Source organism: uncultured Vibrio sp., assembly GCF_947488985.1.
Lineage (GTDB): Bacteria > Pseudomonadota > Gammaproteobacteria > Enterobacterales > Vibrionaceae > Vibrio.
Map to the genome: position 1 here is coordinate 1 of NZ_CANLBV010000086.1, position 16,865 is coordinate 16,865.

General features: G+C 45.1%; 13 protein-coding genes and 4 pseudogenes. 13 read left to right on the plus strand and 4 right to left on the minus strand.

The features are described from left to right. Positions 1 to 72: 72 nt before the first annotated feature. The 3 pseudogenes from Q1A70_RS15545 to Q1A70_RS20885 all read left to right on the plus strand — a co-directional run. Positions 73 to 277: pseudogene (locus tag Q1A70_RS15545) on the plus strand (transposase); the annotation flags it as partial. Positions 278 to 339: 62 nt separating this feature from the next. After that, positions 340 to 603 (plus strand): annotated as a pseudogene (locus Q1A70_RS15550) (heme-binding protein); the annotation flags it as partial. A gap of 27 nt (positions 604 to 630) precedes the next feature. Further along, positions 631 to 708, plus strand: a pseudogene (locus Q1A70_RS20885) (IS3 family transposase); the annotation flags it as partial. Positions 709 to 788: 80 nt separating this feature from the next. Here Q1A70_RS20885 and Q1A70_RS15555 read toward each other — a convergent pair. Then, entirely contained in the window at positions 789 to 2,165 is a 1,377-nt protein-coding gene (locus Q1A70_RS15555) for an L-cystine transporter (RefSeq protein ID WP_299693496.1), read from the minus strand. Between the two features lie 185 nt (positions 2,166 to 2,350). After that, positions 2,351 to 3,046: an NAD(P)H-binding protein gene (locus Q1A70_RS15560; protein ID WP_299693497.1), complete on the minus strand. Its 696-nt coding sequence runs from the start codon at positions 3,044 to 3,046 to the stop codon at positions 2,351 to 2,353. Between the two features lie 506 nt (positions 3,047 to 3,552). On the opposite strand from Q1A70_RS15560, the pseudogene Q1A70_RS15565 reads away from it, so the two are divergent. The 9 genes and pseudogenes from Q1A70_RS15565 to Q1A70_RS15605 all read left to right on the plus strand — a co-directional run. Then, a pseudogene (locus tag Q1A70_RS15565) lies at positions 3,553 to 3,747 on the plus strand (nicotinate-nucleotide--dimethylbenzimidazole phosphoribosyltransferase); the annotation flags it as partial. After that, positions 3,747 to 4,553, plus strand: a complete 807-nt coding sequence (locus Q1A70_RS15570; protein ID WP_299693499.1) for an adenosylcobinamide-GDP ribazoletransferase — start codon at positions 3,747 to 3,749, stop codon at positions 4,551 to 4,553. The pseudogene Q1A70_RS15565 and the gene Q1A70_RS15570, both read left to right, overlap by 1 nt. Before the next feature lie 22 nt (positions 4,554 to 4,575). Further along, the gene (gene cobU / locus Q1A70_RS15575; protein WP_299693502.1) at positions 4,576 to 5,217 is read left to right on the plus strand and encodes a bifunctional adenosylcobinamide kinase/adenosylcobinamide-phosphate guanylyltransferase; all 642 of its coding nucleotides are present in this window, start codon (positions 4,576 to 4,578) and stop codon (positions 5,215 to 5,217) included. A 9-nt stretch (positions 5,218 to 5,226) separates the two neighbouring features. Next, a complete protein-coding gene (gene cobC / locus Q1A70_RS15580; RefSeq protein ID WP_299693505.1) occupies positions 5,227 to 5,844 on the plus strand; it encodes an alpha-ribazole phosphatase family protein in 618 nt (205 codons plus the stop codon). A gap of 155 nt (positions 5,845 to 5,999) precedes the next feature. Beyond that, positions 6,000 to 7,796 (plus strand): M3 family oligoendopeptidase, encoded by a 1,797-nt coding sequence (locus tag Q1A70_RS15585; RefSeq protein WP_299693508.1) that lies wholly within the window; start codon positions 6,000 to 6,002, stop codon positions 7,794 to 7,796. A gap of 269 nt (positions 7,797 to 8,065) precedes the next feature. Next, a complete protein-coding gene (locus Q1A70_RS15590) occupies positions 8,066 to 9,097 on the plus strand; it encodes a succinylglutamate desuccinylase (RefSeq protein ID WP_299693511.1) in 1,032 nt (343 codons plus the stop codon). 188 nt (positions 9,098 to 9,285) lie between these two features. Next, positions 9,286 to 10,281 carry a vitamin B12 ABC transporter permease BtuC gene (gene btuC / locus Q1A70_RS15595; RefSeq protein WP_299693514.1) on the plus strand — a complete coding sequence of 332 codons (996 nt, stop codon included), beginning with the start codon at positions 9,286 to 9,288 and terminating at the stop codon, positions 10,279 to 10,281. Further along, positions 10,268 to 11,026 (plus strand): vitamin B12 ABC transporter ATP-binding protein BtuD, encoded by a 759-nt coding sequence (btuD, locus tag Q1A70_RS15600; RefSeq protein ID WP_299693517.1) that lies wholly within the window; start codon positions 10,268 to 10,270, stop codon positions 11,024 to 11,026. Before btuC ends, btuD begins: the two co-directional genes overlap by 14 nt. 1,038 nt (positions 11,027 to 12,064) lie before the next feature. Continuing rightward, the gene (locus tag Q1A70_RS15605) at positions 12,065 to 13,549 is read left to right on the plus strand and encodes a lytic polysaccharide monooxygenase (protein ID WP_299693529.1); all 1,485 of its coding nucleotides are present in this window, start codon (positions 12,065 to 12,067) and stop codon (positions 13,547 to 13,549) included. A 363-nt stretch (positions 13,550 to 13,912) separates the two neighbouring features. Here the strand turns inward: Q1A70_RS15605 and Q1A70_RS15610 are convergent, their stop codons facing one another. Beyond that, positions 13,913 to 14,488, minus strand: a complete 576-nt coding sequence (locus Q1A70_RS15610; protein WP_299693520.1) for a nucleoside triphosphate pyrophosphohydrolase family protein — start codon at positions 14,486 to 14,488, stop codon at positions 13,913 to 13,915. A gap of 219 nt (positions 14,489 to 14,707) precedes the next feature. On the opposite strand from Q1A70_RS15610, the gene Q1A70_RS15615 reads away from it, so the two are divergent. Continuing rightward, positions 14,708 to 15,832 carry a sensor domain-containing diguanylate cyclase gene (locus tag Q1A70_RS15615; protein ID WP_299693523.1) on the plus strand — a complete coding sequence of 375 codons (1,125 nt, stop codon included), beginning with the start codon at positions 14,708 to 14,710 and terminating at the stop codon, positions 15,830 to 15,832. A 335-nt stretch (positions 15,833 to 16,167) separates the two neighbouring features. Here the strand turns inward: Q1A70_RS15615 and Q1A70_RS15620 are convergent, their stop codons facing one another. Next, positions 16,168 to 16,734: a DUF1415 domain-containing protein gene (locus Q1A70_RS15620; RefSeq protein WP_299693526.1), complete on the minus strand. Its 567-nt coding sequence runs from the start codon at positions 16,732 to 16,734 to the stop codon at positions 16,168 to 16,170. Positions 16,735 to 16,865 lie beyond the last annotated feature (131 nt).

The following is a 16,865-nucleotide window of genomic DNA, read 5'->3' on the forward strand; positions in this document are numbered from 1 at the left end:
ACTCAGTGCATTGTTTAAGAATTAGGCAACTATGGACCAGGCATGTCTTCTATCTGAATTAAGCAACAAAACCCCTATAGTCCAAACCTCAACCCAAGAGCGGCTATGGAAGGTAATGAATGAGAAAACGAGGAATAATGTTTACTTCAAAAGGAAGCGAGACTTCAAGGCGGCAATAGAGCAATGTTTTGCTGTGACTCTTCCAGATATCGCAGGCTCTTTGGCATCTCGAATTAATGATAATTTTCAGGTGCTCAAGCCTGCATCTTCAAGTTGATTCGGTATAGCATGGATCAAGTCATCATTTAGCTGGTCATGACCCAAAAATGAGCTATGTGTAATGTGAGCGTACAAGCCGGATTGTTAGCACAGAACAAAGCTTATACGTCTGCAAGAGACAGGCAGCCAAGCGGTCATTTAGGTGCTTGGGCGAGAGAAACCGGTAAGGATTTAAGTTATTGGACCGATTCTAAGATCACTGGCTTTAAAGGCGGTGTTCCCATTGAGTTAAAGGGGCAGGTGATTGGCGCTATTGGTATCAGCGGATTGAGTGAAGATGACGATGAAGCAACGGCAGAAAAAGTGATTCAACTTGTGCTCTAAGTGCTGTTGTTTGTGAAATAGTACTACCATACCAAACGTATCAAGGTGAAACGAAAAGGCCTGACTCCGATGGAATATCGCAATCAGGCCTCACAAGCCGCTTAACAGAAATGTCTAACTTTATAGGGGCACTTCAGCGTGCAGTTTTTTGTTTAATGAGACTCAAGTTATTGAATCAAAAGAACTCATGAAGCGTTCGCTTGTTCCAGGTCTTGTTGCTTGTCTTTCTTACCCAGTAGACGGCTTGTGATGGTACCGGCTGTCATTGCACCAGATACGTTAAGCGCGGTACGTGCCATATCGATAAGTGGCTCGATAGAGATAAGCAATGCTGCGATCGTTACAGGAAGGCCCATCGCTGGTAGCACGATAAGTGCCGCGAACGTTGCACCGCCGCCGACGCCCGCGATACCGAATGAGCTTACGGTGATGATTGCCACTAGAGACAGAATGAAGTTGATGTCCATTGGATTAATGCCAACTGTCGGCGCAACCATTACTGCTAGCATTGCAGGGTAGATACCCGCACAACCATTTTGTCCGATCGTCGCACCGAAAGAAGCAGACAGGTTAGCAATTGCTGGTGGCACGTTTAGCTTAGTGATTTGCGCTTCAACGTTTAGTGGAATCGTTGCTGCAGAGCTACGAGACGTGAAAGCGAACGTCAGTACTGGCCAGATTTTTTTGAAGTACTCTTTCGGGTTTACGCCAACAAAAGAAACCAACACACCGTGGACCACAAACATCAGTAGAATCGCAACGTAAGATGCCACGATGAAACCCAATAGGCTTAGGATGTCAGCCGCACTTGATGTTGCCACCACTTTAGCCATTAACGCTGCAATGCCGTATGGCGTTAGCGCCATGATCATCTTAACTAAACGCATCACGATAGATTGCGCCGCTTCAACGAACGTGCGGATTGGCGATTCTAATTCTTCTTTCTCTGCTATCACTTTACGAGCCGCAATACCCGTAAGTACACCAAAGATAACCACTGCGATGATAGACGTAGAGCGAGCGCCTGTTAGGTCGGCAAATGGGTTAATAGGAATGAAGCTCACCAGCATTTGCGGGATGGTCAAGTCTGACACGCTACCCATGCGGTTTTCTAGCGCGGCAATACGTGCCGTTTCGCGAGCGCCTTCGGTTAAGCCCTCAGCAGATAAGCCGAATGCCTGAGTCACAGCAATACCGACAATCGCAGAAATCGCGGTTGTTACGAGCAGTACCGAGATCGTGATACCAGAAATTTTGCCCAGTGAACCGCCTTTTTCAAGCTTCACTACCGCTGCAATCATGGACACCAATACTAACGGCATGATCACCATTTTCAGTAGCCCAACGTAGCCGCTACCAATAATGTTCACCCAATCTAATGTTTCATTGATGACAGGATTACCTTCACCAAACAAAAGCTGCAGACCTAGGCCGAATGCACTACCAAAAACGAGGCCAAATAAAACCAAGCGTGACAGCGTGTTTTCTTTTTTCTGCTGTCCGTAGAGGAAAAAGAGAATACCAATAAATACCGCTAAGGCAGCGATAGCTGGGAGTGACATTTGACTTCCTTATGAATAATTTAAGATTGATAACTTTTCTAGATATATAGGCTAGAATACTGTTTGCTAAGATAACGACCTGTCACAAAACGTAAAATAAGGAAAAGGAATGGTTTAGAACGATTAGGCATATCTATTCAATGGGATGAAGAGATATTCAACATTGTGGTGAATAGATGAGCCTTTTAGCGATATTTTGCCAATAAATTGAGCATGTCGCTTGATGAGTAAATTTCGACATTTTGGACATTATTGTCGAATAATCGGAACAACATTGCTTGAGCGACGTCCTCCGACTGAATTGGGCGCAGGTTTTGCCATTGACCAAACAAAAATGGCGAGAGCAGAGGAAAGATCTTTTGTAGCCATTTTTCATCGGCTCTGGGTTGCTCTCGCTCACCCACCAAAGGCCCCGGCCGTGCGATGAAAAGGTGTTTGAAGCCGATACGTTTTAAGTTCTGCTCCATTTGTCCTTTGCATTTAAGGTAGTGAGAATAAGAGTCGGGAGATGCGCCATAGCTAGAAACCACCGCGACTCTTTGAACGCCAAGCAGCTTCATCGATTGAGCGACTTGACTGACTAGCTCGACATCCACTTTTCGCAGCGCTTCTTTTGAGCCGGCTTTTTTCTTGGTGGTGCCCAAGCAAATAACGCCAAGGTTGGGCGTCGCCATGCTTTCGTCCCAACTGGTGACTTGCAGATCACTGTGAATGAGTGTGTGGAGTTTGCTTGAGTTAAATTGCGTATCGAGTGCCCTGCGAGACAAAGCATAGATATGTTCGATGGCTGGCTCTTGAATGAGTATCCTCATTACCTGTTGACCAATCAGCCCAGTAGCTCCCGCCACCACAATGGATGTTTTGTCGCCAGAAATGCTCATCGTAATCCTTAACTTTTATGTAAGTGCTTGTTTAATATAAGTGGTGATTAAATATTAAGCGAATGAAAGTTTGATAAACGAGTGGTTGATCGAATGACAGCTTGATAACTAACTCGGATATGAAGCTTAAGGAGGGTAGAGTTTTGCTTGGCTTGCTATCTTAGTGAGCCTTGATCGATCTAAAGTGGACTTGAACGCTTAAATTGAGAGCACTCTTCGCGCTTTTTGCTAAATAGGCATAGATACAGTCTTGCTTAACACGTAAACTGGGTTGTATTTCACATAGACCAAGGACGTGCTATGAACCTAAAACTTGATACGCTTGCCTCATTCAGTTTTGTCACTTGATGACACTCATCGCCACTCCTTATCTCGTGTTATCAAAACAACTCATTCAGAGTCATCGCTCTTAGCCTAGGCTCTAAAATTCGTGCTCTCAGCCGCACTCTCAAACCAGAACTAAGCGCCCTTCATTTATGTTAGATACTCAATACTCACCGTACATCCTGATCTTTGCCCATCGCTCTGAAGAGTCAGGGCACAAAATTCTGTTAGAAATGCTCGACGCTGAGCCACTGCTCGATCTTGGCTTGAGGTTGGGCGAGGGCACAGGTGCTGCTCTTGCTATGCCAATGATTCGTGCCGCCGCCGAGTTCTACAATAATATGGCGAGCTTTGAGAGTGCGGGAGTCACGGTTTAATGAGTGATGTACCAAAAGGATCATGGAAAGATCGAGTTATTTATCAGTGGCAACTGTTTGCGCTGGCGATGGGCTTCTTTTCTCGTTTGCCAATGCCGAAGAATACGCCCTATTCACCAGAGCTAATGAATCGTTCTGGGCGTTACTTTTCAACGGTCGGTTTGTTACTTGGTGTATTATGTGGCGGTGTGTTTTTGCTGTTTGATGCGCTACTGCCGAGTGCGATCGCCATCTTTTTAATGATGAGTTTTAGCCTGATGCTGACTGGCGCTTTCCATGAAGACGGCCTAACCGATATGGTGGACGGCATTGGCGGCGGCATGACCTTAGAACGCCGTTTGACCATAATGAAAGACAGCCGAATTGGTACTTATGGCGCGTCTGCATTGATTATGGCTCTGCTTGGCAAGTGGCTGCTATTGAATGAACTGGTCACCATGACAGCTTTGTTCATGGTTATCGTCACCAGCTATACCTTTAGCCGCGCAGTTGCCGCGTCGCTGATTTACGACATGCCTTACGTTAGCGACTTAGATACCAGTAAAAGTAAGCCGCTTGCTAATAAACAAACCAAAGGCGAGCTTGTCTTCTTATTGCAGGTGGGTGTGCTGCCTAGCCTATGGTTTGGTCTTGAGTTTACTGTGGTTTTATCTGTCGTCGCCTATCTGTGCAGAACTGGTTTTAAAAAGTGGTTAACGGCGCGAATAGGTGGTTTTACTGGCGATTGCTTGGGCGCAGCTCAACAGTTGATGGAGCTGTTCACTTACCTTGTGTTCATTGCTGCTTTTTACAATGGCTTTCTATAACGGCTTTCTATAACGGCTTTCTATGACAAACACGAATCAAACTATTCAGACCATTCAAACAACTCAGCGAAACCGCCATCTGGTGTTGGGTGGGGCTCGTTCGGGCAAGTCGAGTTTTGCAGAGAAACAAGCATTATCTGCATGTGAATCATTATCCGCACTTGAAGCACGTCCAAATAGACGCCTCAATTATATTGCGACAGCGACCTATCTAGATGATGAAATGCGTGAGCGAATCGCGCACCATCGACAGCGTCGTGGCGAACAGTGGATTGAGCATGAAGTCCCAGTTAAGTTAGCGGCTAAAGTTCAGTCCTTTCACTCAGATGATGTAGTGCTGATTGAGTGCCTATCCTTGTGGCTCAATAACATAATCTTTGAACTGGGTGATGATGCAACCAATGAACAGGTTGAGGCAGAGGTTGAAGGCTTGGTGCAAAGTGTGGAGCAAAGCCAAGCGCAAATTATCATGGTATCGAATGAGGTTGGGCTTGGCGTGGTGCCACTGGGTAAAGTGTCACGCCTGTTTGTCGATAATGCCGGGCGCATGAATCAAGCGCTAGCTCGCGTTGTTGAACACGTGACCTTGATTGCAGCCGGATTACCTATGATCTTAAAAACGTCGAATAAACTGACGTATCAACCGTCGAATCATCAAAGCTAGGGCTCGAAAATGGTCAATGGAACCATCAAAAACATCTATTTGCTGAGACACGGTAAAGTGGAAGGAAAGGCGGCACTCAATGGTTTGTCCGATGTATTGGTCAATCTTGATCTTCAGCAGCAAATTTGTAATGCACTTGCTCAGTATGAGTGCTCTTTTGACAGTGTGGTGACTTCGCCATTAAGAAGATGCAGTGATCTTGCCAACCTGTATGCGCAGTGCGCGTCTGTGCCTGTGTCGGTTGCGCCTGAGTTTCAGGAAATGAACTTTGGTGAGGTCGATGGTGTCCCATTTGATGAACTCAAAGACAAGTGGGCGATGTTAGAAACTTTCTGGCAAGATCCAGCGAACCATCACTTGAGTGGTGGTGAAAGCTTACAGAGCTTCCATGACAGAGTCACTCACGCTTGGTCGCAACTTATCAATCACCCGAGTGATAACCTATTGCTTGTAACCCATGGTGGTGTCATTCGCATGTTATTAGCACATTGCCTTGATATTGATTGGAAAAATCCGAGTTTGTACTCGAAGTTATCGATAGAAAACGCGTCGATAACTCATATTCAAATTACTCAGTTTACACAGAGCTTTATCAGCGTCAAAGCGATAGGGCTACCTGTACTTTGAGTGTTCAAACTGCACAGTGATAAATGTATTTTTACAAGTTTACAGTATTACGAGTTTTAAGTATTAGAAGCTTTAAGTATTAAAAGTATAAAGCGGCGTTGACCGTCGCGATACCTGATTAATGGTATTACAATCTACGTGAAAGGACTTGAGTCATGACAACACCTAGCTGGGACCTGAGCATTGCTTATCGCGATCTCGATGATGCAAAGATCGAACAAGATATTCAGCTCATTCAACAATGTATTGAGCTGTTGGATCTGCATGTTGAAAAGCGTCACATCATTCTAGCCATGCAAAACGCTATTCAAACCTCAGAAGCGGCGGGCACATTACTGAGCACGATCAATACCTTTGCTAACTGCCATGCATCGGTTGATGCCACGCACACAGAAGCGAAAGCGTTGCTTGGTCGTGTCGCTAAACTGAATTCTGAAATGTCGCAGGCGTTCAGCCCTTACGAAGATACCTTGATCCACGCAGAGCCTGAATTTATTGATGCGGTATTAGAGCATGAGAGCGTGGATGTTTCAGGGCAAGGCTTTGCGATTGAGAGCTCTCGTAAATTAGCCAGCAGCCGACTCAGTGTTGCCGAAGAACAGTTATTAGCGGCAATGAAGGTAGACGGACGTGATGCGTGGGGGCGTTTATACGATAATCTAACCGGTTCTTTAAAACTGTCGCTAAAGCTGGATGGTGAAGAGGAAGTGCTCGGTTTTTCACAAGCCGCAAGCTTGTTGTACGGCAGTGAGTTCGATAAACAAGAACCTGCATGGCGCGCGGTTCAAGGCGCAATGCAGACTCATCAAGAATCATTCGCTTCGATTCTCAATGCATTGGCCGGTTGGCGACTGACGGAAAACAAAAAGCGCTCAAAAATTAGCGATGTGCACTTTTTAGATCCAAGCCTGCACGGCAGCCGCATTGTGCCAGAAACGCTAGACACCATGATGTCGGTCGCCAAAGCGAATCGTAGCGTTGGTCAGAAAGCGGGCTTGTTGATGGCAAGAGTCCATGACTTGGACGAAATGAAGCCTTGGAACCATTTAGCTGCGATGTCACCACTCGGTGATAGCCAATCCAAAGTCTACCCATTTAATGAAGCGATCGAGGTGATCAAAACCGCTTTTGCTGAGGTGAACCCAGAGATGGCTGAGTTTGTCGACTTGATGGTTGAGAATGGATGGATCGATGCCGCGCCTGCCGCCAATAAACGTTTGGGGGCATACTGCACCAAGTTTGCTGCAACGCGCACACCACTGGTCTTCATGACGTGGAGCGGTAGCCGCTCAGACTTAATGACACTCGCGCACGAGCTTGGTCACGCTTTCCATAACTGGGTGATGAAAGACATGCCGCTGTGCAAGACTCGTTACCCAATGACCTTGGCAGAAACGGCGTCCATCTTTGCGGAGAACATCGTTCGTGATCACCTATTGAAACAAGCGCAAAACCGTAATGAGAAATTAGAAATGTTGTGGGAAGAGCTTTCTTCTGCACTGGCATTGATGGTTAATATTCCTGTACGTTTCGAATTTGAAAAAGCGTTTTATGAGCAGCGTGAGAAAGGTGAACTCACGGCTAAGCAGCTATGTGACCTGATGGAAACCACTTGGAAAGAGTGGTATGGCGATGCAATGACACAAGCCGACCCTTATTTCTGGGCGAGTAAGTTGCACTTTAGCATCTCTCAGGTGAGCTTCTACAATTATCCATATCTGTTCGGCTACCTATTCAGTAAAGGCGTTTATGCCCAGCGTGACGTGAAAGGCGAGCAATTCTACGCTGATTATGTTTCCCTATTGCGTGATACTGGAAGCATGATGGCCGAAGACGTGGTTCAAAAGCACTTAGGAATGGACCTGACTCAAGCCGATTTCTGGCAACAAAGTATCGACATGGTTAAAGTTCAAATCGATGAGTTTGAAAGATTACTCAATCTAGAAGATTAAGTGTTCTCAAACTGCTAAGGCGGGTAAGAGTCGTGTTAGCGTACCGGGTTCTTACTTTGCTGAGCTAAGCAAACATCTCTGTCAATAGAGCAAGCGATTGGCAGCAAACCTGGCTATTTACAAGAAAACCCGGTTTGTTGCTCGAAAGGAATAGAAAGATATGGGCAGTATTTGTGAGTGATAACAGAGTTTCTGTGATAAGTGCGATCCTAGCAACACAATTTCCACGTACAATTTATTAAGATACGGCCGCAATTAAGGAGTAACGCATGACGAAAACCCTCTTTCGCCAATCATTTCTTTTTGACAGCCTAGATCTTGAGCAAGAAGTGTCTGTAGGACAAACCGTGCTAGGTAATGGCGTTAAAATTAAGCTTCACCAACGCGGTGTCTTGGAAGTGATTCCCGCGAATTTTAATTCTGAAACCAAGAACATCATCTTTTCTACCGGTGTTCACGGCGATGAAACGTCACCAATGGAATTGGTTGATCAGATTATTAGGGACATAGAAACCGGCTTTCAAGTCGTGGACGCGAGATGTTTGTTTATCATCGCTCACCCAGAAGCCACCAATGCGCATACTCGTTTTCTTGATGTGAATATGAACCGTCTGTTTGATGAAAAACAGCACGAGAGCAATCGAGAAGTAGAGATCGCGAATAACTTGAAGTGTTTGGTCACTGAGTTTTACGAACAAACTGAACCAGCGACTCGTTGGCACTTAGACCTGCACTGTGCTATCCGTTTATCTAAGCATTACTCATTCGCCGTGAGCCCTAAGGTTCGCCACCAAGTACGCAGCAAAGAGTTGTTCGACTTCATTAACAGTGCCCATATTGAAGCGGTGTTGTTGTCGAATGCGCCAACCAATAATACGTTTAGCTGGTACAGTGCTGAACATTTTGCAGCGCAAGCCCTCACGCTAGAGCTTGGGCAAGTCGCCAGAATTGGTGAGAACCAGCTTGATAAACTCACCGCGTTCGATTTGGCAATACGTAATTTGATTGCAGAAGTTGAACCTGAGCATCTACCGAGGAAACCGATTATCTATCGTGTAAGCCGAACCATTGTTCGTTTGCATGATGATTTTGATTTTATATTTTCCGATACCGTTGAGAACTTTACGGTATTCAAACATGGCGAAGTGTTTGGTCATGATGGTGATAAACCATTAATGGCGAAGAATGAAAACGAAGCGGTGGTCTTCCCAAATCGAAACGTCGCGGTCGGTCAACGAGCAGCCTTAATGGTGTGTGAAGTGGAAACTCGATTCGACCATGGTCAGCTTGTTTATGATTAATCGGTTATTGTTGGTATCTATCGAATAACCGTTGTTGATGGATTGACATCGTTATGAGTGTTCGTTCCATAAGCGGTCACGATAACGGCTCAACTCGCTGAAATATCAAGGTTCACATTAGAGTGTGAGCCTTGAGTTTATTTGGGGATACAGGTAAGGTTACGCGAATATTTTCTAAGTAGCTTGATATGGATTTCCAACAACTTCTCCACCTCAAACAGCGCAAATGGACGCGAGCCATTTATCTAATGACAGCACTGCTTGTCGCGCTGAGTGCGATTTATCTGATGGTTGGTGATCTATTTATTCCCCCTCAGGTCAGCTTGTCCATGCTAGAACAAAAACTACTGATTGATTTACGCTTACCTCGATTATTGGCCGCCATTGCCATTGGGGCGGGGCTGGCTGTGTCTGGCGCAAGTTTGCAGGTCCTATTAGGTAATGTATTAGCCGAGCCTGGTGTGCTGGGGATTTCGGGTGGTGCCAGTTTGGCCATGGTTATCGTGCTGTTCTTCTTGCCATTTGCACCCACCCCTGAGCTGTTTATGATCGCAGCCGTACTTGGCTCGCTCTGTTTTACCGTGATTCTAGTAAGTATGGTCAGAGCTATGCGACTGACGACGGCTAAGCTATTACTCGTCGGGGTTGCATTGGGTATTTTATCGGGCGCGTTGGTGACATGGGCGTTCTATTTTAGTGATGACCTGAGCCTGCGTTTGTTGATGTATTGGCTAATGGGCAGTTTAGGCGGCGTGAGCTGGTATCAACACTCGCTGACCTTAGTGATGATCCCAGTGATTGTTTGGTTGTGCTTGCAAGGCAGCAAGTTAGACAAGCTGATGATTGGCGAAACCCATGCTGCTCAGCTGGGGGTTAACGTGGCTAGGCTGCGTTGGCGCTTAATTTTCGCGGTTTCGATTTTAGTTGGCTGCTCGGTTGCATTGGGCGGTGTGATCAGCTTTGTGGGCTTGGTTGTACCGCACTTATTGCGTTTAGCGATTGGCACGGACAACCGATATCTTCTACCTTTGTCTGCGGTTGCAGGCGCAGCTCTGCTGGTATTTGCCGACATTTGCGCAAGAACCTTATTAGACTCAGCAGAGCTTCCATTAGGTGTGATGACTACCAGTATCGGTGCGCCTATCTTCATTTGGATGCTAATAAAAAATCATGATTCAAATTAAGAGCCTGAGCGTTGGCGCTCGTTTATTACCGTTGTCATTTGAGCTCAAGCAAGGGCAGGTGACACATGTTATCGGCCCCAATGGTAGCGGCAAAAGTACCTTGCTTGAAGCGATCTCTGGCATTGGTGATGGCTATAAAGGTGATATTAAGCTCGAAGAGCAAGATCTATCCGTATTCTCTCTGCAAGACTTATCATTGCACCGTGCTTATTTATGCCAAAGTGCAAGGCCCGCCTTCAACTTGGAAGTGTTTCAGTACCTAGCGTTATCTTTACCAAGTTCATCTCATGGGCTCAATACTGAAATTAATGCAGCTTTGGATGAAATAAGCCAAATGCTCGATATTAAAGATAAGCTTCACCGTTCTATTCAGGTGCTATCGGGAGGGGAGTGGCAACGCGTTCGCTTAGCTGGAATGTGCCTACAAATTTGGCCGACGCTTAACCCGTACGCAAAGTTGTTGATCTTAGATGAACCAGCGGCGCCGTTGGACATAGCCCAAGAAGCCCTGCTGTATAAGCTTATCGAACGAGTCGCGCAAAAGGGCATTGCGGTGATCATGGCAAATCATGATCTGAATCGTACCCTAAGGCACGCTGACCAAGTGCTGCTGCTTGATAAGGGCGTATTACAAGCGTCAGGCACAGTTGATCAAGTGTTGACCCCACAGCAACTTGAGTCGGTATTCCACACTCAAGTAAAAAGCATCTCCGTTGATGGTCAAAGCTATCTGCTGTTTGATTAACCATTAACCATTAACCATTAACCAGATAGCCCAAAGCCGTTACCTCGTACTGCCATTTCCAGTTATCGCTGCGCCAGCAAGAGCGAGATGAAACTTATTCACTAAGCATAGCAGCTCGACTTTGCTTAATGATTTACGCTCGTCACTTCTGAGATGCAATTCACCTTTATCGCTATTCTACGCGCCTCAAAAATACACCACACTCTACTTTGCCTTATACCAATCGTAGTAAGTAACTGGTCACCCTAGCTGGTTAAAACGCTCGATAACTGCATGAGAATTTTTGATTGTAGAATAACTACTTATCGAAACTTTTTGTTGAAAAGAGTCGTCTTGTTCTCAAGTTTTTTCTGCGCTATTTCTGATCACTTACGGTGATTGGTAATGCTAAAAATTCATTCGAAGCAGCATCAGTTATCAACTGCAGTGCTGATTGGATGATGTGATCCTCATTCATAAAGTGAAAGTTAAATGAATCATTGATATCGTTGCTGTATATATTTGAATGGTTATTTGAATACTTACGACGTTGTTAATTAGTAGCATAAATGAATCGTTTGGTGGGCAATGGAGAAGCATATGTCGACCATTACTTTGTGAATAAGTTAAAGCGTCGTTGAAAATACTGAAGCGGGCTGGTGTTTGGAAAGTCTGGTTAAGGACGAGACTCTTCAGCATGTAAGAAAAAACTGACGAGAATTATTTTTGAGCATTAAGTAATTTAGCCATCGCAGTTTTGCAAGTGTTACAAACTGTTACAGGTGTTACAACCTATTGCAGTTATTGCAACCTAATACAGCTATTACAACCAAGAGTGTCGTGGTCTAAAAAACTGGGCAGTCGTTTAGCTTAGATGTTAAACATTCATAAAGGCTAACGAATGGTTTTTTGGGCAACAGTGACATCAAAACCCTAAGCCCTCGCATGCAGACAGGTGTGTTTTAACCCCCGTTGTTGCTGTGTTTAGGGCAAATAAAAGAGAATGGTAAAGTGACAATAATCAACAATAATATTCTAAAAGTAGCAATCGGCGTGGCAATGCTATCGAGCGTTTCGTCGGTAGCCAATGCGCACGGTTGGTCTGAGTTTCCAAGCGCGCGTCAGAACACGTGTTATGAGGAAGGCGGAGTATGGTCGGGTACGCCTCCGAATGCAGCGTGTGCTCAAGCCAAAGATATCTCTGGCTCATATGCGTTTGTACAACGTAATGAATACGCAAGAAATATTACCGATTTCAACAACATGGATGCAGTCAAAGCGGCGATTCCAGATGGAACCTTGTGTTATGCTAATGATGCGCAAAAGAGTGGCATGGGCGCCCCTCATACTGCTTGGACACGCACCGAGTTAAATACAGGTACATTTGAGTATGTATTTAATGCAACCGCGCCACACAATCCTTCATTTTGGGAGTTCTACCTAACCAAACCAGGCGCTGATTTGAGCAAGAGCCTAGCGTGGGGAGATTTAGAGCTTATCCAAGAAGAGGGCAATGTTCCGGTCGACGCTGGTAAGTACCGTATTAATGTCACGATCCCATCAGACCGCTCTGGCGATGCGATTCTATTCGTTCGCTGGCAGCGTGATGACGCAGCGGGTGAAGGCTTTTACAACTGTTCAGACATCACCATCGCTGGTGGTGAAGCGCCGACACCGGAACCAGCACCGCAACCTGATCTAGTGCGTGGTGATCTGTTCGTTTCTGAGCAATTTGGTACACCACAAGTTGGTGATACGGTCAAGTACGACATCATTAATAAGTACGGTGACGTGGCACGCAGCTTCGATATCGCTATTGATGCGTCGAACGTGAACGATTGGGCTCGCTTGTTGGCTTCAGAAGTGAATGGTTGGCATGAAGAGTTTAAAGACGGTGCAATATTCATTGGTGACTGGCACACTGAAATGCAGCACTACATGTACTTCCAAAACGATCCTTCGCGTAACTTCTTCAACTCAAAAGACAGCCGAGCGTCAAGCTTGTTGACTCTGATTGAAGGCGATGATGGTAGCGTCGAACCTCTGAAAGGTGACATCTACGAATTAGTGAAGAGTGACAAGGTAGTGAATGCCGGTGACAAGGTGGTAATTGCAACCAGTGAAGCGGTAACATTAACACAGACTCAAGGCACCACGGTAAGTATTGAAAACGATGGTACAGTTGCAGTGTTGGTTGATACCACAGGCATTACTGCAAATGAAACACTGTCATTTATCGCAAGCTCTCTTGAAAGCCAAAGCGTAGATACGTTTACCTTTGAAGTGATTGTCGAAGACACGGTTATTACGCCTGACCCAGAGATTACGCCTGACCCAGAGATTACGCCAGATCCAGAGATCATCCCTGACCCTGAACCAGCACCTGAAAATGGTACTTGGGATGAATCTAAAACCTACTTAGGTGGTGAGATTGTCACGTACGCTGACCAAGAATGGGAAGCACAGTGGTGGGTTCAAGGTGGTACAAACCCTCAAGCTACGTACCAAAACAGTCGTTGGGGCGTGTGGCGTCCAGCGAACTAGCCTTTGTTTTAACGATGCTAATTGAAGTTAGTTAAAGCTAAATAGTGACATTAGTACCACACTTTATAAGTGTGGTGCTTTTTTATTAGGGGTATAAGCAAGGTATGATGCTATATCGTCTAGAAAATTACAGTGCAGTTTGACTGTGAGTATGTTGTTTTTGGGCAGGGAGTAGGTTTATCTCGAATTCTCGAATCTTAATCTCATCGTTCAGATATCCCTGGTCAACATTTGGAGTCATGAATTTGAGGGCGTTGGATCACCTAATAAAAAACCACGTTACTTAAACGTGGCGTTTGCTATTTTAGTTCGCTGATGCTTTGAATAGCCTCAGTAGTAACCCTTAGTCGAGCAGTAAGCAGCTTAAGCCGTTAGAGGCGCAAGGTTCGCAGGACGGTAATGTACCGATTTTAGTACCTTACCTTGACGAACGGTTTTGCCTTCAGATACGAAATCTTCCGCACACTTAGCAATGATGTATTCGCCTTTCTGAACAGCCATCAGTTTGATGTTTTGCTCAGCGTAGAAAGCTTCAGTTTCTGCGTATTCTGTTTCATTACGACATACTTTGCTCATGTTGCTTGAGTGTACTTCGTCCCAGCAAGGCAGAAAGTCGATTGAACGGTTTTTAGCAACGTTCAACAGTAAGTCGATTAAGTAGCTGATCGCTAGGTTATCTTCTACTTTGGATTGGCCAAGGTGAACCAAACGTCCCATCAAAACGTAAACGCTGTCTACAATAGCGTCCGCTTGTTCAATTTTAGAGTCAGCTTCTGCAAGTTCTGTTAGCTCTTCGATCGCTAGAGAGGTATGTAGCGTATCGCCTTTTTCGTCCATTGTTTCAGGAGCAGCAACAGGCAGATCAAAAGTACTGCGGAACTCTTCAATATCGCGGTAAAGGTGATCGTAGATGTCTTGGTTTAGTTGAGAAAGGTTCATTTTCCTATCCATTCAGATTCGTTAATCGAATATTTTACCAAAGCTAAGAAAAGGGCGCTAACGCAAAGTCGGATTTTATTCATGATGAATGCAGTGCTTTGCATACAAATCGGTTGATTATTATTCCCTTTTAACCTTTACTCATTTTTATATATTTATAGATAGTGTTGCCATATCCCTATAGGCAGCAGTGGAATAGTATTTAACGGAATCGCATTTATGCATCAAGCTAGTGAAAGTGAAATTCTCATACGAAGCTTGTATCAAGTGACCAACGAGTATCAAAAAGGTTTTGATTTTCAGATCGCACAGCTGCTAATGATGGGGTTAGAGCGCTTTGACCTCGATATTGGCATCTTGTCCAAAGTAGAGGCGAACAACTACTTAGTTGAGCATGCTATTGCACCCGATGATGTGGAGCTTAATAGCGGCGATGTCTTCGATTATCATTCGACTTATTGTGAGATCACCTGTAAGTCGATCGCCCCAATCTGCATTGAACACTGTGGCAAACATGACAAATACGCCACTCATCCGGCTTATAAATCCTTTGGACTGGAGTCCTATATTGGTATTCCTATCTTTGTTGACCAAAAGCTTTACGGCACGCTCAACTTTTCCAGCCCAAAACCCTATCATAGAAAATTCAAAGAGTTTGATGTTGATGTAATGAAGCTGATGGCGTCATGGATAGAAGTGGAGATAGTAAGAAGGCGGCAAGAGCGTAAGCTAAAAGAGCTTAATGAGAAGTTAGAATACCAGGCTTTTCATGATCCTTTAACCCAGCTTCCCAACAGACGTTGCTTGTTTAAAACATTAAACGCTGAGGTTGAACAGCTCAATGGCGTGGGGGGCGGAACACTCGCCTTGGTCGACATCGATCTTTTTAAGCAGGTTAATGATACGTATGGTCACCAAATGGGCGATCATGTATTGAAAAAAATCGCTGATGTACTGCGGAATAGTACCCACGGGGGAGAGTTTGCGGCTCGCTTTGGTGGTGAAGAGTTTGTGATTTGGTACCCGAATGCGAAGCCTAATGATGTTGAGGAGAGAATCAAGACTTTGCTGTATAAGGTCAAGGAGATCGTGCTTGATAGAAAGCCTGTTACTGTCTCTGTTGGTGCGTGCCATTTTGAAATCAGTGCGAGGAGCACCAAGTCAGAAAGAGTGTCAGTATTAGATTCCTTACTAAAAGTGGCTGACGACTGCTTGTACATGGCAAAAAAAAATGGACGAGATCAGTTTATTGCTCGCCTATTTCAAGAAGTAGCAGTATCTGCATCATCGGTGCCCACTCCTGAATCCACATCTACATACACACCAGCATCTAAATCGGCATAACGGCTGAATATTGGGTATGTAGTGGCATAGTTAGGGCGTGTTGACCTTTCACGGTTAAATTTTGTTCTAGATAAAAGCGTTTTAATCGCGGCGAGGGGGAAGTAGCCTAGTCATTCTAAGCAAATCCTCCTCAACAAAGAGTAAAATGCATTTAGCCGAACCCTTAGGGCAGCGTTTGCTGATCATTTCTACTACGTTATCGGCTTCTCATGTAGGCTAGATACACATCGATGCCTCTGCCTTGTATAAATACCCAGCAACTCGCTACAAAAATCAGCTCTAAAGGTCAACACGCCCTAATTCATCTATTCTGAGTCGTGGTCTATTTATCACGATTAGCTGAACAGGTAAGGAAATAACCGACGACGTTGCTCCAGTGTTAATGATTCCACTCGTGCAATGTTGGTATCAGGAATCGCTTCTGGGTTGGGGTAGTGCTTGAGTACCTTTTCCATACTTGCTTCACGAATAAGGTGATAAACCGGATAGGGAGAACGATTAGTCAGGTTCTCATCGTCTTGTGGGTCGGCCCCGCCAAAGCAATAGTCAGGATGGAAGGTCGCAACCTGATAGATACCCTCCCAATCTTGTTGCTTGATCAAGGCTTCAATCCAATCAATGAACATGTTGTAGTCGAAGAAATCTTGCAGCATGTTCGGCACAACCACCAATGTTGTTTCAAGCTCTGTCACTGGCGTGTTATCCAGTTCTATGAATTGCGTCATGATGTCTTCCAGCAACGCCTCTTCACAAATCGCTTCACTCACGAAGATCTTAATCTGTTTATTTCGTTGTGGCTTGGCTGCGAATGGGCACAGGTTCAGGCCAATAACGACATCGTCTAGCCACTGTTTTACTTGGCCGTGGATGGCTTGAAGATCATGGGTTTGAGTATTGCTCATAACAGCTTCCGAAATGACATTTTGCGTAGGATATCAGAAAGACAGTTAGGGCGTGTTGATCTTTGCTGTACATTTCGCGTTCAACAATACATCGGTAGCCACATCAACATGAATGCCAGCGATAGCATGCT